Annotated in this window: 18 protein-coding genes; 7 read left to right on the forward strand and 11 right to left on the reverse strand. The window is 69.1% G+C overall.

Features of this window, described 5'->3' with window-relative positions; all coding sequences use genetic code 11:
* Window positions 1-41 precede the first annotated feature (41 nt).
* Window positions 42-368 (forward strand): hypothetical protein, encoded by a 327-nt coding sequence (locus tag D7Y04_RS33315; protein ID WP_120594768.1) that lies wholly within the window; start codon window positions 42-44, stop codon window positions 366-368.
* Window positions 369-429: 61 nt separating this feature from the next.
* Here D7Y04_RS33315 and D7Y04_RS33320 read toward each other — a convergent pair whose 3' ends face one another.
* The 7 genes from D7Y04_RS33320 to D7Y04_RS33350 form a co-directional block, all read right to left on the reverse strand.
* A complete protein-coding gene (locus D7Y04_RS33320) occupies window positions 430-834 on the reverse strand; it encodes a hypothetical protein (RefSeq protein ID WP_121761924.1) in 405 nt (134 codons plus the stop codon).
* A gap of 41 nt (window positions 835-875) precedes the next feature.
* Window positions 876-1,340: a DUF4329 domain-containing protein gene (locus D7Y04_RS33325; RefSeq protein WP_233601687.1), complete on the reverse strand. Its 465-nt coding sequence runs from the start codon at window positions 1,338-1,340 to the stop codon at window positions 876-878.
* 194 nt (window positions 1,341-1,534) lie between these two features.
* Window positions 1,535-2,071 (reverse strand): MgtC/SapB family protein, encoded by a 537-nt coding sequence (locus D7Y04_RS33330; RefSeq protein ID WP_233601688.1) that lies wholly within the window; start codon window positions 2,069-2,071, stop codon window positions 1,535-1,537.
* Window positions 2,072-2,081: 10 nt separating this feature from the next.
* Window positions 2,082-2,687 carry an MXAN_6521/LA_1396 family lipoprotein gene (locus D7Y04_RS33335; protein WP_120594769.1) on the reverse strand — a complete coding sequence of 202 codons (606 nt, stop codon included), beginning with the start codon at window positions 2,685-2,687 and terminating at the stop codon, window positions 2,082-2,084.
* 100 nt (window positions 2,688-2,787) lie between these two features.
* On the reverse strand, window positions 2,788-5,445 hold the full coding sequence (locus tag D7Y04_RS33340) for an RND family transporter (protein ID WP_120594770.1): 2,658 nt from the start codon (window positions 5,443-5,445) through the stop codon (window positions 2,788-2,790).
* A gap of 114 nt (window positions 5,446-5,559) precedes the next feature.
* The gene (locus D7Y04_RS33345; RefSeq protein ID WP_121761926.1) at window positions 5,560-7,728 is read right to left on the reverse strand and encodes a site-specific recombinase; all 2,169 of its coding nucleotides are present in this window, start codon (window positions 7,726-7,728) and stop codon (window positions 5,560-5,562) included.
* 118 nt (window positions 7,729-7,846) lie between these two features.
* Entirely contained in the window at window positions 7,847-8,443 is a 597-nt protein-coding gene (locus D7Y04_RS33350; RefSeq protein ID WP_121761927.1) for an ABC transporter substrate-binding protein, read from the reverse strand.
* Window positions 8,444-8,676: 233 nt separating this feature from the next.
* Here D7Y04_RS33350 and metK point away from each other — a divergent pair, with 233 nt between their 5' ends.
* The 3 genes from metK to D7Y04_RS33365 all read left to right on the forward strand — a co-directional run bounded on the left by metK (window position 8,677) and on the right by D7Y04_RS33365 (window position 12,245).
* Window positions 8,677-9,867 carry a methionine adenosyltransferase gene (gene metK / locus D7Y04_RS33355; protein WP_120594773.1) on the forward strand — a complete coding sequence of 397 codons (1,191 nt, stop codon included), beginning with the start codon at window positions 8,677-8,679 and terminating at the stop codon, window positions 9,865-9,867.
* Window positions 9,868-9,995: 128 nt separating this feature from the next.
* On the forward strand, window positions 9,996-10,913 hold the full coding sequence (locus D7Y04_RS33360) for a methionyl-tRNA formyltransferase (protein WP_120594774.1): 918 nt from the start codon (window positions 9,996-9,998) through the stop codon (window positions 10,911-10,913).
* Window positions 10,914-10,994: 81 nt separating this feature from the next.
* The gene (locus tag D7Y04_RS33365) at window positions 10,995-12,245 is read left to right on the forward strand and encodes a glycosyltransferase (protein WP_120594775.1); all 1,251 of its coding nucleotides are present in this window, start codon (window positions 10,995-10,997) and stop codon (window positions 12,243-12,245) included.
* A gap of 1 nt (window position 12,246) precedes the next feature.
* Here D7Y04_RS33365 and D7Y04_RS33370 read toward each other — a convergent pair whose 3' ends face one another.
* The 3 genes from D7Y04_RS33370 to D7Y04_RS33380 form a co-directional block, all read right to left on the reverse strand.
* A complete protein-coding gene (locus tag D7Y04_RS33370) occupies window positions 12,247-13,656 on the reverse strand; it encodes a di-heme oxidoredictase family protein (protein WP_233601689.1) in 1,410 nt (469 codons plus the stop codon).
* 74 nt (window positions 13,657-13,730) lie between these two features.
* Window positions 13,731-15,143, reverse strand: a complete 1,413-nt coding sequence (locus tag D7Y04_RS33375; protein ID WP_158620595.1) for a hypothetical protein — start codon at window positions 15,141-15,143, stop codon at window positions 13,731-13,733.
* Window positions 15,140-16,945: an Ig-like domain-containing protein gene (locus tag D7Y04_RS33380; protein ID WP_233601714.1), complete on the reverse strand. Its 1,806-nt coding sequence runs from the start codon at window positions 16,943-16,945 to the stop codon at window positions 15,140-15,142. The genes D7Y04_RS33375 and D7Y04_RS33380 overlap by 4 nt, the downstream gene beginning before the upstream one ends.
* Before the next feature lie 268 nt (window positions 16,946-17,213).
* On the opposite strand from D7Y04_RS33380, the gene D7Y04_RS33385 reads away from it, so the two are divergent.
* Both D7Y04_RS33385 and D7Y04_RS33390 read left to right on the forward strand, forming a co-directional pair.
* Window positions 17,214-17,615, forward strand: a complete 402-nt coding sequence (locus D7Y04_RS33385) for a type II secretion system protein GspG (protein WP_121761929.1) — start codon at window positions 17,214-17,216, stop codon at window positions 17,613-17,615.
* Between the two features lie 106 nt (window positions 17,616-17,721).
* Window positions 17,722-18,129: a type II secretion system protein GspG gene (locus D7Y04_RS33390; RefSeq protein ID WP_120579881.1), complete on the forward strand. Its 408-nt coding sequence runs from the start codon at window positions 17,722-17,724 to the stop codon at window positions 18,127-18,129.
* Window positions 18,130-18,323: 194 nt separating this feature from the next.
* On the opposite strand, the gene D7Y04_RS33395 is transcribed toward D7Y04_RS33390, so the two are convergent.
* The gene (locus tag D7Y04_RS33395; RefSeq protein WP_121761930.1) at window positions 18,324-18,797 is read right to left on the reverse strand and encodes a YchJ family protein; all 474 of its coding nucleotides are present in this window, start codon (window positions 18,795-18,797) and stop codon (window positions 18,324-18,326) included.
* A 139-nt stretch (window positions 18,798-18,936) separates the two neighbouring features.
* On the opposite strand from D7Y04_RS33395, the gene D7Y04_RS33400 reads away from it, so the two are divergent.
* A complete protein-coding gene (locus tag D7Y04_RS33400) occupies window positions 18,937-19,830 on the forward strand; it encodes an undecaprenyl-diphosphate phosphatase (protein ID WP_120594780.1) in 894 nt (297 codons plus the stop codon).
* Window positions 19,831-19,838: the final 8 nt, after the last annotated feature.

Below are 19,838 nucleotides of genomic sequence, written 5' to 3' on the forward strand. Positions count from 1 at the left end.
AGTGAGCACGTTCGCCGGATACGAATGCAGGAGGCAGCAGCGTGTTCAAGCCAACGGACATTCAGCGGGGCATGACGGTGCGGGACCGGGACGGCGAAGCGCTCGGCGGCATCGTCGCGGTGGATCCGCGCGGCTTCACCATCGGCACGGGGCGCATCTTCGAGCGGGAATACCCGGTGCGCTTCTCCGACGTCGCGGACCTGGACGGGGACGACGTCTACCTGCGCCGGGACCTGGCCAGTCTCCCGGGCGCCATGCTGGCCGAGGGCGCGCTGGAGCTGGAGGACGACAACTGCCACCCGGACAAGGCGCACCGGCCGGTGGCCTACACGCACGACCTCACGGGTGCGCTGGTGCCCATGGAGTAGCGGGCGTTCGCGCGAGGGTGGGGTGCTTGGGGCCGTGAGGAAGCAGGCGCTTCCTCGCGGCTCACTCGCGTTTGAGGATGACTCCCTCGTCGCTGACGGCGTAGTTGGCGCCTGCGTCCATGACTTCCGACTTGAGGCCGCAGCGTTCCTGTTCCAGCGGCGTGAAGTGGATGAAAGTCACCTTGTCGCCACGCTGGATCCAGGCGTCATAGGTCGGAAGCCGGAACAGGCACTGGGTCATGGGGTCCGCGCCACCGGGCGCGTCTCGTCCCGGGGGCATGAAGTCATCCAACGCGATTTGAAGGGCCTTGAGCTGGGGCCCCTGCACGGTGGTGGAGTCCTCCTTGCGCCATTCCGGGAATTGGATGCCCTGCGCCACTTCGGGAGGGGCCACTGGCGCTGGCCGGTGAAGGTGCATGCACCCCGACGCAGTGAAGAGCAGCAGTGCCAGGCCCAGACGCTTCATGTGTCCTCGCTCCAGAAGGGCTTTCACCGCGAACTGTAGGGTTACTGCCCGCGCAGGTCGTCCGTGATTCGCTTCACAGGAACGAATTGACCGGCTTCGAGGAGGAAGACGGTTCGCTCCTGGAAGTCATAGAGGCGGACTTCGCAAGCGGGGTTGAACATCAGCCGGAAGTAATAGCGCTGTGTGCGCGCCTGGAGATCCTCTGGCGAGAATCCCGTGATGGCGGGATGGCTGTGGTAGTCCGCGTAGATGCTGATCGTTCGTGCGTCGGGGTCCGCGACGCGCTCTGGTGGTTTGCAGGACTTCCTGCCACCCGGCAGGGGCAGCGGATGGCCGAGCGTCGAGGGATGACTGGCATAGAACGGGGACTCGAAGTTCCGTTGGTAGATGACCCCGCAGTACTCCTGCCCCTCACGCGTATTTCCTGCCGTGGCGCCGGGCATCTGTCTCACCATCTTGCAGAGTTCGGGGGCCAGCGACATCAGGCTGTCGAAGGGGCCCACCATGGGGCCAGCGACAACGAGGCGGCGCTCCTCATCAAGCCAGAACCGCGAAGGTCCCCCTCCTGCGCATCCCAGCAGCAGGGCCAGGAGTCCCCATGCGGAGGTGGCTGCGCGTGAAACGCCCCTGCGGGCCGCGGGCTGTGTCGCCATGCCACGACGCTAATGGTGGTGTCTGACGCTGCCTCAAAACCCGCGCTTCACTCGGGACGGGACTCCTCTTCACCCGTGGGGGGCCCGTCCTCGCTGTTTCTGCCTTCTGGCGGCTTCCTGTGTCGCCCGGTGTGCCGTCCTTCTTCGGGTGACAGCATCCGGGAGACGGGGCGCAGCACCACCAGCGACAAGAGGGCCAGGGCCACGGTGGCGCCGGCCGCCACGTAGAGGCCCAGCCCGCAGGCCAGGCCCACCGAGGCCGTCAACCAGAGGTTCGCCGCCGTGGTGAGCCCTCTTACTGCTTCCCCGTGGCGCAGGATGACTCCCGCGCCCAGGAAGCCGATGCCCACGACAATCTGGCTGGCGATGCGGCTGATGTCCGTCTGCGTGCCGTTGGGGTTCGCACCCATCCGGAGCAACTCCTCCGTGTACACGCTGGAGAGCGTGAAGCAGCACGCCCCCAGCGCCACCAACGTGTGCGTGCGCAGCCCCGCGGCCTGGTTGCGCGCCTCGCGCTCCACGCCCAGCACGCCGCCCAGCAGCGTGGCCAGCACCAGCCTGCCAATGAGGACCTGAGGTTCCACCCGGGCGACGCTACTCGCCCAGGTCGATCTTCTCGTCCTTGTCCGCGTCGTTCAGTTCGGGATTGGGCAGCGTGTCCAGCGTGGCCACCAGCAGCTTGTAGGACGGCACCACGTAGGGCTCCACGTCCTTGCTCAGCTCCGTTACGTACTGCTCCTTGCGCTCCACGTACTTCTTGTCCTCGGAGTCCCAGCTGCCGCCGGCCTCCGCGGCCCAGACCTCCTCACCGTCGCGGCAGCGGATGAGCTGCGCCTTCACCGCCACCTCCGCGCCGTCACCCACGCGCTTCACCGTGGGATCCAGCCAGAGCACGCCCTCGATGCCCTCCACGCACTGGTCCTGGAAGGTGAGGTCCGTGCGGCGCTCGGAGAGGGACGTGTTGGCCTTCACGATGTAGTCCCGGTTCTGGTTCAGCCACTGCCGGGCGATGAGGCTCCACAGGTCGCCGATGTACTGCTGGCCCTGCGGGAACGGCTGCGTCACCACCGCCAGCCGCTTCACCTGCTGCCGGTCCACCGTCGCGTAGTCGGGACGCAGCCGCTGGCTCTTCACCGTGCTCGCGCAACCCGTGAGCACCATCAGACCCAGCACCGCTCCCACCCGCTTGAACGTCCCCATGGCTTGAAGCTCCCGAAGAAAAGAACGGCCCCGCGCTTCCCTTCAAGGGAAGGCGGGGCCGAAAGGTCCGGCGCGGATATTAAGCGCTTCCTCCGCGCTGTCAGGCGGCGCGTGTGGAGGACGTGTCACCGCCCGAGGCGGAACCGCCCTCTGACGAACGTCCCGCGTCCTTCTGCCGCTTGTCGTGCATCAGCTGCATCACCGCCGCCAGCACCGTGAAGGACACCAGCAGCGTGGTGATGAGGCCGATGCAGGCGACAAGGCCCATGGAGCGCAGGCCGTTGTGGCTGGCCACCAGCAGCGCCGCGAAGGCCGCCACCGCCGTCAGCGTGGAGGACACCACCGCCGCGCCCACGCTGCGCAGCGCCACCAGCGGGGACGTGCCCTCCAGGAAGCGGTGCAAGAGGTACAGGCCGTGGCTCACGCCGAAGCCCAGGAGGATGGGCAGGATGATGATGTTCATGAAGTTCAGGCGCAGGTCGAACAGCGCCATGAAGCCCATCATCATCGCCAGGCCCACCGTCAGCGGAATCACGGACGCCAACGCCAGCTTCGCGTTGCGGAAGTCCGCGAAGTGCATCACGAGAATCCACAGCGCGGTGAGGATGACCGTGAGCTTCGCGTCCTTGAGCACCATGCGCGCCAGCGACGCGTACAGCTGCGTGGCGCCCGCGGCGCGGAACTCCTTCTCCACCGGCGCGCCCGTGGGCCCGCCTTCCGTGAACTTGCCCGGCGTCACCATGCCCTTGATGGAGCTGGTCTGGTCCGCGAACTGGAGCATCTGCTTGCCGTCCCACAGGTCCACGCTCGGGTAGATGAACGTGAGGTAGCCGTGGTTCTCCGGGCTCGTGGTGGGCAGGTGGCGGAACTGCGAGGCGTAGATTTCCGGCACCTGGTGCACGTCGAAGGGCCGCGCCTCCAGCATCTTGAAGAACAGGGCCGCCTTCTCCTGTGTCTCCGGAGGCAGCGCCTTCACGTCGATGTCCTTCAGCTCCTCCTGCCACTCCTCAAGAATCTTGGCGTTCGCCTGGGAGATGCCCTCCGGCGGCACGAAGGTGAACAGGCTCATCACCTGCGCGATGGCCGGACGCTTCTTCGGGTCGGTCGTCAGCTCCTTGTAGAGGGCCTCCGTCTCCGCCAGGTCCTTCGTGTAGATGGCCAGCGGGTCGCTGGCGATCTTGAAGCGCTCGTTGATTTCATCCTGGAGCAGCACGGACGGCTGGTTCGCCGGCATCAGCGCGCGGGTGTTGTAGTTGAAGCGCACTCCGTACGGCAGCCGCGCGAAGAAGCCCGCGTCCGCCGGGGGCTCGCCGCTCTTCCACGGGATGGCCGCGCCGCACACCACCGCGACAATCACGCAGCCCACCGCCAGCACCAGGCCGGGGCGCGGGATGCGCAGCTCCTTGCCGGACGCGTTGTTCGTGGGCGGCGGCTTCATCACGCCAATGAGCTTCTGCGGCAGCTCCGGGTTCTTGCGGCCCGCGATGGCCAGGAGCGCCGGGCACCAGGAGAACAGCGTGAAGCCCAGGATCAGCGTGCCCGTGCCGGCCAGGAGTCCGAACTGGGAGAAGCCGCGGAACTCACTCACCATCAGCACGTAGAAGGAACCCGCCACCACCACCGCGGACACCAGCGCGGGCCGACCCGCGTTGATGACCGCGTCGCGGATGGCCACGTCGTAGCGCTTGCCCGCGCCCAGCTCCAGGCGCGTGCGGAAGATGAAGTGGATGCCGTAGTCGATGCCGAACCCCAACATGATGCCGCCCAGGATGGAGGTGATCATGTTGAGCTCACCCAGCGTCGCGTAGGTGAAGCCCAGCGTGTACAGCGTGCCCACCACCGTGCCGCTCACCACGATGAGCGTGGGCGCCCACTTGCGGAAGAACGCGATGGTGATGACGAAGATGGCGAGCAGCGCGATGATGGTGACCGGCTGGAGCGAGTCCTCGATGGCGTACGAGTCGTCCACCGCCGTCTTGTAGGAACCCGTGAAGCCGTAGGGGACCGTTTTCTTGTCGCCCAGATTGTTCTTGTCGTAGTTCTCCACCAGCTGCACGCCCGCGGCGTTGCTCTTGGAGTACTGCGCCAGGTCGCCCCGCAGCTTGTCCACGTACTCCTTCGTCTGGCCAATCTGGTTGGTGTCCCACATCGGCTTGATGAGCAGCAGCAGCATCTTGCGGTCCTGCGAGATGTAGTAGTCGTCCGCGATGCTCTTGTTGCCGACGCTGGAGTACTTGGCGACCAGGTCCTGCAGGTCCAGCTTCACCGGCTCCGTCTTCTTGATCTCGATGTAGAACGGGTTCGCGCGGCGGATCTGATCCTTGAGGAACGCCATGATGCGGCGCTTGCCCTCGGCCAGGTCCTCCGTCTTCACGAACAGCACCATGTTGTTCTGCACGAACTCGACGGGAATCTTGTAGGTGACGGAGCGCGCGTTCTCCTTGTCCTTGCCCACCATCGCGGCCACGTCGTCCGCGACCTTCTTGAGCGTGGCCTCGTCGTCACCGCGGAAGGTGAGCATGAAGAAGCCGCTGCCGCCCACCATGTCGATGACGCGCTTGACGTCCTTCACCTCCTGGAGGTCCTGGGAGATGAGGTCCAGCTGGTTCGAATTGATGGTCAGCTTCGACGTGCCCCACAACGACAGACCGAGCAGCAACAGCAGCACGATCATCACGGTGCCGGGGCGCCGGACCAGCATCTCTGCGTAGGCCAGGGCGAGGCGGGGCGGGGGATGGGAAGAAGGATTGCCGCTCATGGGCGCGGGACCCTATCGCCGAACGTTCCCGCCCGGAAGCAAAGCCCGGGGTGCCTGTCCGCCCCACCTCCGCGCGAGACAGGGCCTCTTATCGCGGGGGAATAAACCGCGACTTCAGTGTCCTGGAGGCCCGGCCAGGGGGACGACCTGCGCCTGCGTCCCACCCATTGCGGGCTCGTCGCGGGGCGGGATGAGGAAGGGGAGCGGGTTTCGCAGGAAGCGCAGGAACACCGCGCCCAGGAAGCGCAGGCCCTGACTCACCGGGACGTCGCGAGCGCGCAGGGCCACGCCCAGGGCCAGCGTGAAGGACACGCCGAAGTTGATGATGCCGACCCCCAGCACGCCCGCCACGGCCGCCAGGAAGCCGGGCTCCATCACGGCGGAACTGCCCAGCGCGCTGCCAGCGAGGGCCAGCGCGCCGAAGGAGAAGGTGACGTGCCGTACGTCCAGGGGGATGCCGAAGAAGCTGCCCACGCCCGGCGCCACCGCCAGCAGCACGCCCAGGGTGATGCTGCCTCCCACGCCCGCGGCGTGGCGCTCGAGCGCGTCCGCCACCTTGCGCGCGCCCTTCACGCCCACGAGCGCGCGCAGCACCGGGTGATGGGCCAGCGCCTCCGGCAGGCGGCGGTAGACGACGAAGTTTTCGAACCAGCCCGCGGCCACGCTGGACATCCAGAGCAGCACGCCGGTGAGCACGGCGTAGAGGAGCGTGGCGCTCTTCCAGGGGTGGAGCGTGGCCACGACGTCGCGGGCCTGCTCCTGGGACAGGAACGTGTGGCCCCGGAGCGCCTGGAAGCCCAGCGCGAACGCCACCGCCACGGGCAGCACGCAGCCCAGGTTGCCCAGGATGGCCGCCAGCTGGGAGCGGGTGACTCGCGGTACCAGCTCCGCCAGGCGCTCCATGCGGCGGGGGCCGCTGTCCGGGCCCGTGTCCTCGCCCACCGCGGCCGCCAGCGTGGAGGCCGTCATGGACGGCTGCTTGGTGGCCAGCGTGAAGCCCAACAGCTGCATCAGCACGAAGCCGCCCGCGTAGTTGAACGCGACGAAGAGGCCCGCGAAGAAGGGAGCCAGCGGCAGGCCCATGAGGAAGAACCTCAGCGCGGTGGCGAACGCGATGAGGAGCCCGCCGCCCGCGGCCGAGTGAACCATCTGGTGGAACCCGGCCTGCGTGGAGGTGATGTCGTGCTCGCCGGTATTGCCGGTGCGCTCGATGATTTTTCGCGCCAGCAGCCGCGCGTTGCGTCGCACCAGCGCACGCACGGAGCGGTCCGCGTGCGCGAGCCGCAGCAGGTCCGACAAGAGCGCCAGCGCCTCGCGCCAGCGCGGCTCACCCCGGGGCGAGCCCAGCACCCGCGCGATGGCCTCCATCCGGTCCAGGCCTCGCTGGATGCACTCCAGGCGGTACACCAGGTCCACGCTGACGCCGAAGTCTTCCAGGTGCTGGGTGACGGTGCGCACCACGCCGCGGCAGTCCTCCACCACGCGGAGCAGGTCCGCCAGCGACTCCTGGGCCCCGTCGCGCGCCAGCACCGCGTCGCCCACCATCCGCAGCCGCAGGAAGGGCGACGCGCGGAAGGACATGTCCGGGGTGCGGTCGCGCACGTCCTCGGCCAGCCCCAGCCCCGTCACCTGCACGCCCAGCAGCACCAGCGCGTCCATCAGGTCCCCGCGCACGCGTGAGGACGGGGTGGGCTCTGGTGGGGGCGGGTCGCCCACCAGCGCCGTCAGCCGCGCCAGCAGTAAGGGGGACAGCGTGCCCAGCCACTCCGCGTCCTCCGGCACCGGGAACAGGCGCAGGAGCAGTTCCGACAGCTTGCCCGGCTCCGGCGGCGCGGGCAGCACGCCGCGCACGAGGCGGTCCGTCAGCTCGGAGAAGAAGCCGTTGCCGGCGCTCAGGCCCACCTGGGCGAAGAGCTTCAGCCCCCGGCTGCTCGCGCACACCCCCGCCACCAGCCGGGTGACGGACGCGCGCAGGGCGCCCTCGCCCTCCAGCACGCGCACCAGCAGGGACAGCCGGGAGTTCGAGGGGGACAGCGCAAGGTCGTCCGCGTCCGTGAGGCCCTGGGCGGGGATGCGGTCGCGCATCCAGTGAATCCACCGCTCCACCCACTCCAGGCGCGGCTCCAGGCCGTCATCGGGGACCTCCGACAGCAGCCGGAGCAGGTCCCGGACCGCGGGGTGGCCGGGGGCCCGGGGCGCGTACTGGACGCAGAACGCGTCCATCTCACGGTCGGACGGCACACCCCGGAGCTGCAGCCGCGGGGCGGGGGTCGAAACACTCATTCGCCAGGCGCTCCGGGGGAGGAGGAACGCCCCAGCCTAACCGGCCCGCGCCTCCCCCGGAACCCGGAGGGACGGCGAGGGCCTGGGTGCCTGGCTGCCCAGGCGGCAGCTGACTGGATTACTTCACCTTCACCGAACCCAGTTCGTTGTTCTTCGCACGCATGGCGCCGAGCAGCCCGTCCCAGCCGCCCTCCTTGAAGAGGGGGCGGACCTGATCATCGCGGATGCCGGTGAGCATGGAGTCGCCCAGCACGGACACGTCCACGACCTTCCAGCCGCTGCCCACCTTCTCCACGGCGTACTTGAGCTTCATCTCCTGCTTCTTCAGCGGGTGGTTGATGAAGATGGTGGAGCCCACGAGCGCCTTGTCGCCCGTCACCTGCGGTTCGTCGTAGGTGATGGAGTCCAGGTTCTTGAAGTTCTCGCGCACCTTGGGGAAGGCGATCTTCGCGAACAGGTTCTGGAAGAGCTGGGTGAACTCCTTGCGCTGGGCGTCCGTGGCCTTGGTCCACTCGTCACCCAGCAGGAAGAGTCCCTGCTGGTCGCTGCCCAGGTTCTCCAGGGCCTTGAGGTCCTTCTCGTAGCGCACGGACTGCACCACGGTCTTCACCGGCTTGGTGATGGCTTCGGAAGCCTTGGGCGCGGCGAGCGCGGGCACGGCGAAGGTGATGGCAACCAGGAGGGGAAGGGTGCGAAGGCGGGCGATGGCGTTCATATGGGTCTGTGACCTCCAGAAGAAGGGCGCGGGTCCTGTAGCCCAGGGGAACGCGGCGCGAACCAATAAATTCATCCGGCGGGCAGGCACACCCGCGGCATCGGGTCCGCCTGTCCGAAGGGCGCTTTCGCCGAATAAACCCTTGTATCGACAGGTTTGACTCTGCTGGGACCCCACGTTTAGTGTCCGCCCCCTGCGCTGCGTCACCGAATTAGCGCGAAGCCCGAGAAGACATGCCTACCGACTTCCTGTTCACGTCTGAATCCGTCACCGAGGGCCACCCGGACAAGATCGCCGACCAGATCTCCGACGGTGTGCTCGATGCCATCATCGCCAAGGATCCGCAGGCGCGCGTCGCCGTGGAGACGCTCGTGAAGACGGGCCTCGCCATCGTCGCTGGCGAGGTGACGACGAATTGTTACGTGGACATCCCGAAGATCGTCCGCTCGACCATCACGCGCATTGGCTACACCGACAGCTCCATGGGCTACGACGGCCACACGTGCGGCGTCATGGTGGCCATCGAGGGTCAGAGCCAGGACATCGCCCGGGGCGTGGACAACAAGAAGGACCAGGGCGCCGGCGACCAGGGCATGATGTTCGGCTACGCGTGCGACGAGACGCCGGAGCTGATGCCCGCGCCCATCCACTACGCGCACGCGCTGACCCGCCGCCTGGCGGAGGTGCGCCGCAAGAACCACCCGTGGATCCGCCCGGACGGCAAGAGCCAGGTGACGGTGGAGTACAAGGACGGCAAGCCGGTCCGCATCGACGCGGTGGTGCTGTCCACGCAGCACTCGGATGACGTCTCCAACAAGAAGATCCAGGAGGCCATCCGCGAGGACGTCATCCTGAAGGTCCTGCCGAAGAAGCTCATCGACAACAAGACCAAGTTCTTCATCAACCCCACGGGCCGCTTCGTCATCGGCGGCCCCATGGGCGACTCGGGCCTCACGGGCCGGAAGATCATCGTCGACACCTACGGCGGCATGGGCCGTCACGGTGGCGGCGCGTTCAGCGGCAAGGACCCGTCCAAGGTGGACCGCTCGGCCGCGTACATGGGCCGCTACATCGCGAAGAACGTCGTGGCGGCGGGCCTGGCCCGTCGTTGCGAGGTGCAGGTGTCCTACGCCATCGGCGTGGCGGAGCCTGTCAGCGTGATGGTGGAGACTTTCGGGACGTCCACGGTGCCGGAGGAGCAGATCGCCCGCGCCGTGCGCCAGACGTTCGGCCTGCGCCCGCGCGAAATCACCGAGCACCTGGACCTGCTGCGGCCCATCTACCAGAAGACGGCCGCGTACGGTCACTTCGGCCGTGCGGAGAAGGAGTTCACCTGGGAGCGCACGGACAAGAAGGACGCGCTCCGTGAGGCGGTCGCCGCCCCCGCTCCCAAGACGCGCACGCCCCGCCTGAAGGCGGTCTGACGCACCGGAAGCACTCCGGTTGAGCCCACGCGCTCGTCCCCTCCCTGGGGGCGAGCGCGTTTTCATTTCCGCGCATGGCGCGTGCGTTGGCCGGGCGCACACGGTGGGTGAATTGTTAGGACACGGCCATGCCGACTTCGGGTGCCGCGCCTGGCTGGCGCATCGTGCTGCTCACCGTGGCCCCCGCGGTGGCGCACGACTTCACGTTGGCGCTGAGGGCCCAGGGGCATGACGTGGTGGCGCTGGTGGTGCCCGCGGGCATCCGGGGCCTGCGCCCGCTGGACATGGAGGGGTGGGCGGAGCTGGGGCGGCTCTTCGAGGCCGCGCCGCCGTCCGTGGACGTGCTGCTGGTGAGCGAGCGGGCACACCTGACGCCCCGGTTGGCGGGCCTGAAGCCGGACCTCCTGCTGTGCTTCTTCTTCCCGTGGAGGCTGCCACCGGAAGCGCTGGCGCTGGCGCGGCTGGGGGCGGTGAACGTGCACCCGTCCCTTCTTCCTCGATACCGGGGGCCCTGTCCGCTGGGGTGGGCGCTGCGCGAGGACGCTCGCGAGCTGGGGCTCACCTTCCACCGCATGGACGCGAGCTTCGACACCGGACCCGTGCTCGCGCAGGGGGCGTTCCCGGTGACGGACGAGGACACGGAGGAAGTGGTCTTCGAGAAGCTGATGCTTGCGTCGCGTCGGTTGCTTCCCGGGGTGGTGGAGCGCGTGGCGCGAGGAGACGTGGGCGAGCAACAGGCGGGGGCCGACGCTACCTTCGCGCCCTTCTTCGAGCCGGCGTATCGGGACATCGACTGGCGCGACAGCGCGCGCTCCGTGCACTTGAAGGTGCGCGCGTGCCGCTTCGCCGGGTGGCGTGGGGGCAGGGGCGATGCGAGGGCCCGGCTTGATGGCCGCTGGGTTCGGGTGCAGCGCACGCGGATGTGGCGGGGCGAGAAGCCTTGCGCGGAGCCGGGCACGTTGCTGGCCCGACAGGGAGACGAACTGCTGGTGCAGTGTGGGGACACGCCGCTCTGGGTGGTGTCGCACGCGCCGGAGGAGGCCTGAGGGAGGACTTCAGCAGGCAGCCGGGCGGGCGGCTGGGGGCGCGCGGGTGGCGCCTGCCGACGGGCGGACACACACAAGGGTATGGCGAAGAATCCCGGAGACCCCTACCCCCTCGTCCAGGTCGAGAACTACGAGCGCTACGTGGGCGCGGAGGTGGTGGAGCGCATCCTGGAGAAGGCGCGTCCGCTGCAGGACCTGCGGGTCGTGCACGTCAACTCCACGTACTACGGCGGCGGGGTGGCGGAGCTGCTGTCACCGCTGACGCTGCTGATGAACAGCGTGGGCATGACCACCGAGTGGCGCGCCATCCAGGGGCCGCCGGACTTCTTCAACATCACGAAGAAGATGCACAACGCGCTGCAGGGCGCGGACATCCACCTGACGTCGATGAAGGCGACCATCTACGAAGAGGTCGTCTACGAGAACGCGGTGCGCAACCGGTTGGACCACGACCGGGTCGTCATCCACGATCCGCAGCCACTGCCCATCGTGCGGTACAGCCGCAAGCGCGGGCCGTGGATCTGGCGTTGCCACGTGGACCTGTCGAATCCGGAGCCGTCGCTGTGGGCGTACCTCAAGCCGTTCGTGGAGCAGTACGACGCGACGGTGTTGAGCATCCCGGAGTACGCGCGCGAGCTGTCCACCCCGCAGGTGTTCTTCATGCCGGCCATTGATCCGTTCTCCATCAAGAACCGGGAGATGAGCGAGGCGGAGATTGAAGAGCGGCTCCAGCATCACCACATCCCCACGGACCTGCCGCTGGTGGTGCAGGTGTCACGCTTCGACCGGTGGAAGGATCCGGAGGGCGTGGTGGCCGCGTGGCGGATCGCTCGCAAGGAGATGCCGTGCACGCTGGTGCTGCTGGGCAACATGGCGTCGGACGACCCGGAGGGGCAGAAGGTCTATGAGGAGGTGATGCGGCACAAGGATGAGCGGCTCATCATCCTCAGCCAGGAGGACACGGCGCTGGTGAACGCGCTCCAGCGCCGCGCGGCGGTGGTGGTGCAGAAGTCACTGCGTGAGGGCTTCGGGCTCACGGTGGCGGAGGCGATGTGGAAGGGCACGCCCGTCATCGGAGGGAACGTGGGTGGCATCCGTCATCAGATTGAAGACGGGCACAACGGCTTCCTGGTGGACTCGGTGGACCAGTGCGCCCAGCGCATCGTGCAGTTGCTCCGCAACCCGAAGCTGCGTCACCAGCTGGGGACCCACGCGCACGAAACGGTGCGCCGCCGCTTCCTGCTCACGCGCTACCTGGAGCAGTACCTGGACCTCTTCGGCGCGTTCGAGGCCCGCTACCACCTGCGTCCCCTGCCGCACATGACGACGTGATTCAGAGCGAGTCCAGGAACGTGAGCAGCGCGGCGCGCTCCTTCGGGGACATGCGCTGCACGGCTTCGCGCGAGGCCTGGGCTTCGCCGCCGTGCCAGAGGATGGCCTCCAGCACGGAGCGCGCGCGGCCGTCGTGCAGCAAGCGCGTGTGGCCGTTCACGGTGGCGGTGAGCCCCAGGCCCCAGAGGGGCGGAGTGCGCCATTCAGTTCCGGTGGCCTGATGGTCCGTGCGCCCGTCCGCGAGCGCTTCGCCCAGGTCGTGCAGCAGCAGGTCCGTGTACGGCCGGATGCGCTGGTTCGACAGCTCCGGGAAGCCGGGCAGTTCTCCAGTGGTGGTGCTGGGGCGGTGGCAGCGGTCGCAGCCCGCGCGCAGGAACGCGGCCTTGCCCGTGCGCACGTCCTCGCGGTCCGCGCCACGTCGCGCGGGCACGGCGATGAGGTGCGAGTAGTCGGAGAGGGAGGCGAGGTTGGCGGCGTCCACTTCGGGCTCGCCACCGGTCGCACCCTTGAGGCACTGCGACTGCGCGGCGGTGCACGGAGGTTGGGGGAACAGCGTGGACGTGAGACCCATGTCGCCCAGCAGCGCGCCCGCGGCCTGATGCTCCAGGTCCGGCTGATTGGCCTTCCAGCCGAAGCGGCCGAGCACCTCGCGGCCTTCCTTCGCGTTCCAGACGCGGTTGGGGCGGCCCCGGATGCCGTCGCCATCGCGGTCGTCGGGGTCGGCCCAGGCGAGCAGCGTCGCATCCGGGATGGCCGCGAGCAGGCCCAGGCCCACCATGGGCTGCGCGATGCGTGGGGACAGCCGAACGTCGGGCGCGAGCGGGCCGTAGCCCAGGTCCACCAACTCGTAGCTCGGCGACTGGAGCGTCACGCTGCCTTCGCCTCGGAGGGACAGGGCGGGCAGGGGCGCGTAGGTCACCTGCACCTGGCCTTCGGCGGGGACGCCGTCGATGGCGCGAGGCTGGAACTGGTCGCCGTAGGTGGGCTCCGGCACGGGCTCTCCGTGGGGGCCGGTGCCGGGCACTGAGAGGCGCACGAGCAGCGACGGGGGCGCCTTCGTGTTGCTGGCGACGGGCGCGCCCCGGCCATTGGCGACGTGGCATGCGAGACACGAGGTGGCGTGGAAGAGCGGGCCCAGGCCGTCTCGGTCGCGCTGGCCCGAGGGCGCGGGGACCCAGTCCACCTCGAAGTTGGCCTCGCCCAGGAGGAAGCGCGACCTGTGCTCCATCGTGATGTTGGCGAGGGACTGCACGAAGGCTTCGGGGCCGGCGTGGGCCACCGTGGTGGCACCCCCGGACCGCGTCTCGTCCGGGTCGAACGGCGCGACCTCCAGCGGCACCTCTTCCGGTGTGTCGATGGGCGAGTCGTCCGGAAGCGGGGGGGACGACTGCCCGCAGGACACGAGCATCATGACGAGGATGCACGCGGGGACTGTGATTCCAGAACGCATGGTCATGGCGGACGGGCTGCCGGCGCGCATGGCGGTCAAGGCAGGTTCACGGCGCGCGGCGTGGACACATGGGACGGCGTGCCTGCGCCCAGACCCAACTGTCCGCTGAGGTTGCTGCCCCAGATGAGCACACTTTCGTCTCGTGTGCGGACGAGCGCGTGCTGGGCTCCCGCGGCAATCTCCACGACAGGCAGGTCCGTGGCCACGCGCGCGGGTTTGACGCGCTGGCTCGTGTCCCCCACGCCCAGTTGCCCCGTGGTGTTGAGTCCCCACGCCCAGGCCGTGCCATCTCCGCGCAAGGCCCAGCTGGAGTTGTTCGCGGCCACCACCGCCGTGGCCCCCGTGAGCTCCAGCACCGGCGTGGGCTGCGCGCGGCCCGAGCCAAAGCCCGCGTCACCGTGGCCCAGCTGTCCCGACGTCCCCGTGCCCCACGCACGCGCCGTTCCGTCCTTGAGCAGCGCGAGCAGGTGGCTGCGCCCGGAGGCCAGTTGCTCCACCTGCTCCAGGTGCGGCACGCGCTCGGGAGCGGCCTGCACGCGCGCCTCCGTCTCGCCCGTGCCCAGCACGCCGTCCCGGTTGTAACCCCACACGGACACGGTGCCGTCACGGTGCAGCGCCGCGGAGTGCTCGCTGCCCGCGACCACCTGCACCACGTCGGTGAGGTCCGGCACGACGGTGGGCTCCGTCACCGCTTCGCCTTCCTCACCCAGGCCCAACTGTCCGCGTGCGTTGACGCCGAAGGCCCAGACCTGGCCGCTCGCATCGAGCAGCAACGCGTGCCCGGTGCCCAGCGCCACGCCCACCACATCCTTCACGCCTTCAATCCGGTGGGCGCTGCCCGTCACCATGCCGCCCGCGGCGAGCTGGGACGCCAGCGCGCCGCACAGCCACGCGCGCCCGTCCGAGCCAATCCACGCGGTCGTGTCCATGGCGGACACCATGCCGATGGGCTGCTGGTCCTCCAGGGCGAGCGCCGGCACGGGCCGCTCGTCCGGAGTCACGTCGCAGCGCTGGCCCGACCCGTTGTCGCCCCATGAAGCGAAGCGCCCCTGATGCAGCACGCCCGTGTGGCTGAGGCCTGCCCCCAGCTCCGGTCCCGAGGAGAACGGCACGTCCTGCGTCGCCGTGTTGCCCGCGTCATCCGTGGCCGACACATGCAGCACGTGCGAGCCCGGCGGCACGAGCAGCTCCATCGCCAGCGTGGAGCCGGCGATGGAGAGCGTGCGGGAGATTCCGTCATCCAGCCACACCTGTACCCGCGTGGCGTCTCCCACATCCCCCGCGATGCGCAGGCGGCTCACGACGAGCCGCTGGCCCGACACGGGCGTGTCGATGCGCAACACCGGCGCTTCGGTGTCCACGGGCGGGACGCCAGGGTCCTCCCCGGGCTTCGGGGAGGACTCTCCGCACGCGCACAGCGCCAGCAGCAGGAGCGCGGTGCTTCTCACGGCAGCGTCACCTGGATGGGCTCCGAGTACGCCCACGACTCCTTCGCGGCGGGGCCTCCGCCCACGCTGCCCTTGAAGTTCCATCCCCAGCCGTAGATGGAGCCATCGCTCCGGATGCTCACCGCGTGGAGCGCGCCCGAGCCGAACGTCTTCACGTTCGTGAGCCCCACCACGGGCGTCGAGGGCGACGAGAGCGACACCTTGTCGCCCGTGCCCAGCGAGCCGGTGGAGTTCTGTCCCCAGCCCACCACGGTGCCATCCGCGCGGAGCGCGAAGCTGATGGTGCCGTTGGCGACCACCGCCGTGGCGTTCGTGAGGTTCAGCACCGCCACCGGCACGGCGCTGGTGCCATCCGCGCCGCTCAGTCCCTGACCCAGCTGTCCATTGAGGCCCAGGCCCCAGGCGACGACGCTGCCATTCGCGCGCAGCGCGAGCGTGTGGTCCTTGCCCGCGGAGATGTCCACCACGTCCGTGAGCCCCGGCACCTGCGCGGGCCGCGCATGCGAGTCGCCATCCTTGGTGCCCAGGCCCAGGTTGCCGGAGCTGTTGCGCCCCCACGTCCACACCGTGCCGTCCGCGCGCAGCGCCGCGGAGTGCTCCGAGCCGGCGGCCACCTGGATGACGTTTGTCAGCTCCACCACCTTCACCGGCACGTCGGAGGCGGCCTTCGTCGAGCCGTCACCGAGCTGCCCCGCGTTGTTGGCGCCGAAGGACCACACCGTCCGGTCCTCCGCGAGCACCAGCACGTGCGTGAAGCCCCGGACCGCCGTCACCGCGTCCGTCAGCGAAGGCACGCGCACCGGAGCCCAGCGCGTCGCCGTGTCCTGCGTCTCGGAGCCGGGGACGCCCAGGCCCAGCTGCGCGTTCTTGTTGTCACCCCACGTCCACACCGTGCCGTCCGTCCCGACCACGAGCGAGCTGTTCTGGCCGAACGCCACCGCGCTCACCGTGGGCAGCCCCGTCACGAGCAGCGGAGAAGGGGAGTAACCCAGCTCCGGCCCGGGCTGGCCCACGCCCAGCTGTCCCAGGTTGTTGTTCCCCCAGGCGTACACCTTCCCATCACGCAGCAGCACCGAGTGCGAGCCGCCGCCGCTCACCCACCGGCCGAAGCGGAAGTGGGCCTGCTGTTCGGTGGTGTTGCCCGCCTCGTCGCGCGCCTTCAGGACGAGCGTGTTGTCGCCGCGCCCGGGCGTGAGCTTGAAGGCGAAGGCGCCGTCCGCGTCCGGCGTCACGGTGACGGACTCCTCCGCGCCGCCGTTGAGCTGCCACGTGAGGCCCGTGACCGCGACATTGTCCGTGGCCCGGCCCGTGACGTTCACCTGGTACACGGTGAGGTCCTGGCCCTCGGTGGGGCTGGTGAGCGCCAGCGTCGGGGCCTGCGTGTCGACGGTGGGCGCGACGTAGGTGAAGTGCAGCGTCGCTTCCGTGGCCTGGCCCGCCGCGTCCACCGCGCGCAGGACGACGGTGTTCCCGCCCGCCACCGGCTCCACGGGCACCGTCACCGACTGCTCCGTCTGGCCCTGCGTGACGGGGACATTCGTGGTGGTGCCGCTGTTGGGCGTGACCGTCAGCGTCGCGAGCCCGCCCTCGGCATGAACCACCGCCTGCACCTGCACCGGGAACGCCTCCACCTGGGCGCCCTCCGTGGGCGAGGTGAAGGACACCGTGGGCGCCGCGGCCTGCGTGCCCGCGTCCGCCTGCGTGCCAGCATCCGTGCCCGCGTCCACGGTCACACCCGCATCCGTGTTGCCCGAGGGCTGGGGCGTCGGGTCGTCGTCACCGCACGCTCCGAGCAGCAGCATCGCCGCCACCCACGCACTCCACATCGCCCTGTGTCCCCGCATGGACCCGCCTCGCTGGCCGTTCACGGATTACCGTTTCGGCTGGCTAATTTGAGATTGATTCGCAAAGTCGATTCGAAGCGGGCGTGTATCGCGGCAGGCGCCTCGCGCGCAAGGGGGTGGAGTGGGTGCGGCGATTGCACGGTGGCGCCGTGAGGCCGCGCCTGGTGCGCGCGGTGACACGACACGGTGGCGCGTCGCACACGACGTTCGCGCCAGAAAGACAGACATGACCTCCCGAATCGGCCTCCGTCCCTGGCTCAAGACCTACCGCTGGTTGCTTGTCTTCGTGGCGTTGGTCCTCATCGGCTACGCCGTGCTGGCGCTGTCCATGATGAACCTGGAGCGAGGGGCGCAGCTGCGGATGGTGGCCCTGGACATGCGGCACCTGCTGAAGGCGGTGACTCGGTACGCGGAGCGGGCGGGACACGTGCCGCCGCCATCGGTGGGGCTCTCCGCGCTCGTGGAGGAACGCCTCCTGGAGCGCATCCCCGTGGATCCCTGGGGCCATGACTATGTGTACCGCGTGGAGGCGGGTACGCCGGTCATCCTGTCCTATGGTCGTGACGGCATCCCGGACGGCGAAGGCCCGGACGCGGACCACTCCTCTCGCGTCCTCCTGGCGGAGTGAAGTGGGCCCACGGGTTGCAATGGCAGTCATCCCGGAAGGCAGAGGGCCTTCCGTGAGGGACACGCTGACTCCGGCCCGAGCCGGTCCGCGTGCCGGAAAGACAGACATGGACAGGAAGAAGCGACGTCAGCGCGGCATGACGCTGATTGAAATCATGGTCGTCATCACCATCCTGGGCCTCATCGCCGCCGCGGTGGGCGTGTCGGTGATGAGCCAGTTCGGCCAGGCGAAGCAGCAGCGCGTGGGCCTGGACTTCGGTTCGCTGGGGCAGGGACTCCAGCTGTACGCGATGAAGAAGGGCCGGCTGCCGGACACCACCTCCGGGCTGCGCGTGCTGGTGGAGGAGAGCATCCTCCCGGAGCTGCCGCGCGACCCGTGGGGCAATGACTACGTGTACACGCTGGACAGGGGCGTGCCGGCCATCGTGTCACTGGGCGCGGATGGCGCACCGGGCGGCGACGGCGATGACCGGGACCTCTCGTCACTCGACAGGGACGCGCGGTCCCGAGGGTGACGGAGGGAGGAAAGGGTGCTGCCCGAGTGGAGAAGCCACGATTGGGTGGCGTTTCAGGCCAGGAGCGGATTCGAACCGCGAGCCCCATTGTGGTGGAGCTTTACCAGAGCGTGTAGGGCCTCTCCGGCCGGGCAGCACCTCCAGGGACGCAAATGCCGCGAAAATCCTGACGGGGGATTTTCGCGGCCGCGCCTTCAGTCCGTGGGGAAGGTTTCCAGCGTGAGGGACTCGGGCGGGACCTTCAGCTCGCGGGGCAGCTTGAGGACGCCGTCCAGGTAGCGCCAGCCGGTGCCGTCGTGGCGGAAGTCCGAGCGCTCCACGAAGGACTGGTCCTTCCCCTTCTCGAACACCTTGGCGAAGAAGAGGACGCGGGCGAGCCCCGTGGTGTCCGGAGGCTGGTGGCCCATGACCACCAGCCCCGGGTACTGGTGGGCCTGGGCGAAGGCGCGCAGCTCGCGCACGACGTCCGCTTCTGGACGGGCCCGCATCGGGTGGTCGGGGTGGAGCGTCTTCCACAGGTAGGCGGCCTCGCGCCAGGCGAAGGCGCTGTAGCGGCTGCGCATCAGGCGCTCGGCGTCCGGGGCTTCCGCCTCGCCTTTGTGGAAGGGGGCGCAGCACTGCTTGTAGCGCTGGCCGGAGGAGCAGGGACACAAGGGGACGGGGGGCATGGCGGGGCCAAGCCTACCCGGGTTCCCCTCCCGGCTTCCCAGGCTGGACGGTCGGGTGGCGGACCTGGGCCGTGGTGTGGGGAACCTTCGCGCTTGCGGGGCAGGGGGGCAGGGCATATCCCTGGCGGCCACGTCCCCTATGAGCCTGCTTGAAGCCATCGTCCTGGGTCTGGTCCAGGGTCTCACGGAGTTCCTGCCCATCAGCTCCACCGCGCACCTGCGCATCGCGCCGGAGCTGTTCGGCTGGCCGGATCCGGGTGCGGCGTACTCGGCCATCATCCAGCTGGGCACGGTGGCCGCGGTGCTCATCTACTTCCGCAAGGACATCGTCGCGCTGGTGAAGGCGTTCGTCGTGGGGCTGGTGAAGCGGGACCCGTTCGGCACGATGGAGGCGCGGCTCGCGTGGTTCGTGGGCGTGGGCACGCTGCCCATCGGCATCTGCGGGCTCGCGTTCAAGAAGGTCATCGAGACGCAGTTCCGTTCGCTCTACGTCATCGCGGGCAGCCTCATCGTGCTGGCCATCGTGCTGTTCGTCGTGGAGAAGCGCGCGTCACACCAGCGCACCGTGGCGGACATGACGTGGAAGGACGGCATCATCATCGGCCTGTGGCAGGCGCTGGCGCTGGTGCCGGGGTCGTCCCGGTCCGGCACGACGCTCACGGGCGGCCTGTCGCTGGGGCTCAAGCGCGAGGACGCGGCGCGCTACTCGTTCCTGTTGTCCATCCCGGCGACGACGCTGGCGGGCATCTTCGAATTGAAGCACCTGCTGGAGGCCACGCAGCGTCCGTCGACGGTGGCCCTGGTGGTGGGGACGCTGGTGGCCTTCCTGTCGGGCATGGCGGCCATCGCGTGGCTGTTGAGCTTCCTGAAGCGGCGCACCACCTTGGTGTTCGTGGTGTACCGCATCGCGCTGGGCGTGCTGCTGCTGGGGCTGTTGCAGGCGAACATCCTCAAGCCGATGTCCGGCGTGGAGAACCTGGCGACGCCGGATGCGCCGACGAAGCCGCCGGTGGAGAAGCAGATCACGGACTGAGGAAGGGG

Origin of the sequence: Corallococcus sp. AB038B (genome assembly GCF_003668955.1) — a bacterium.
Lineage (GTDB): Bacteria > Myxococcota > Myxococcia > Myxococcales > Myxococcaceae > Corallococcus > Corallococcus exiguus.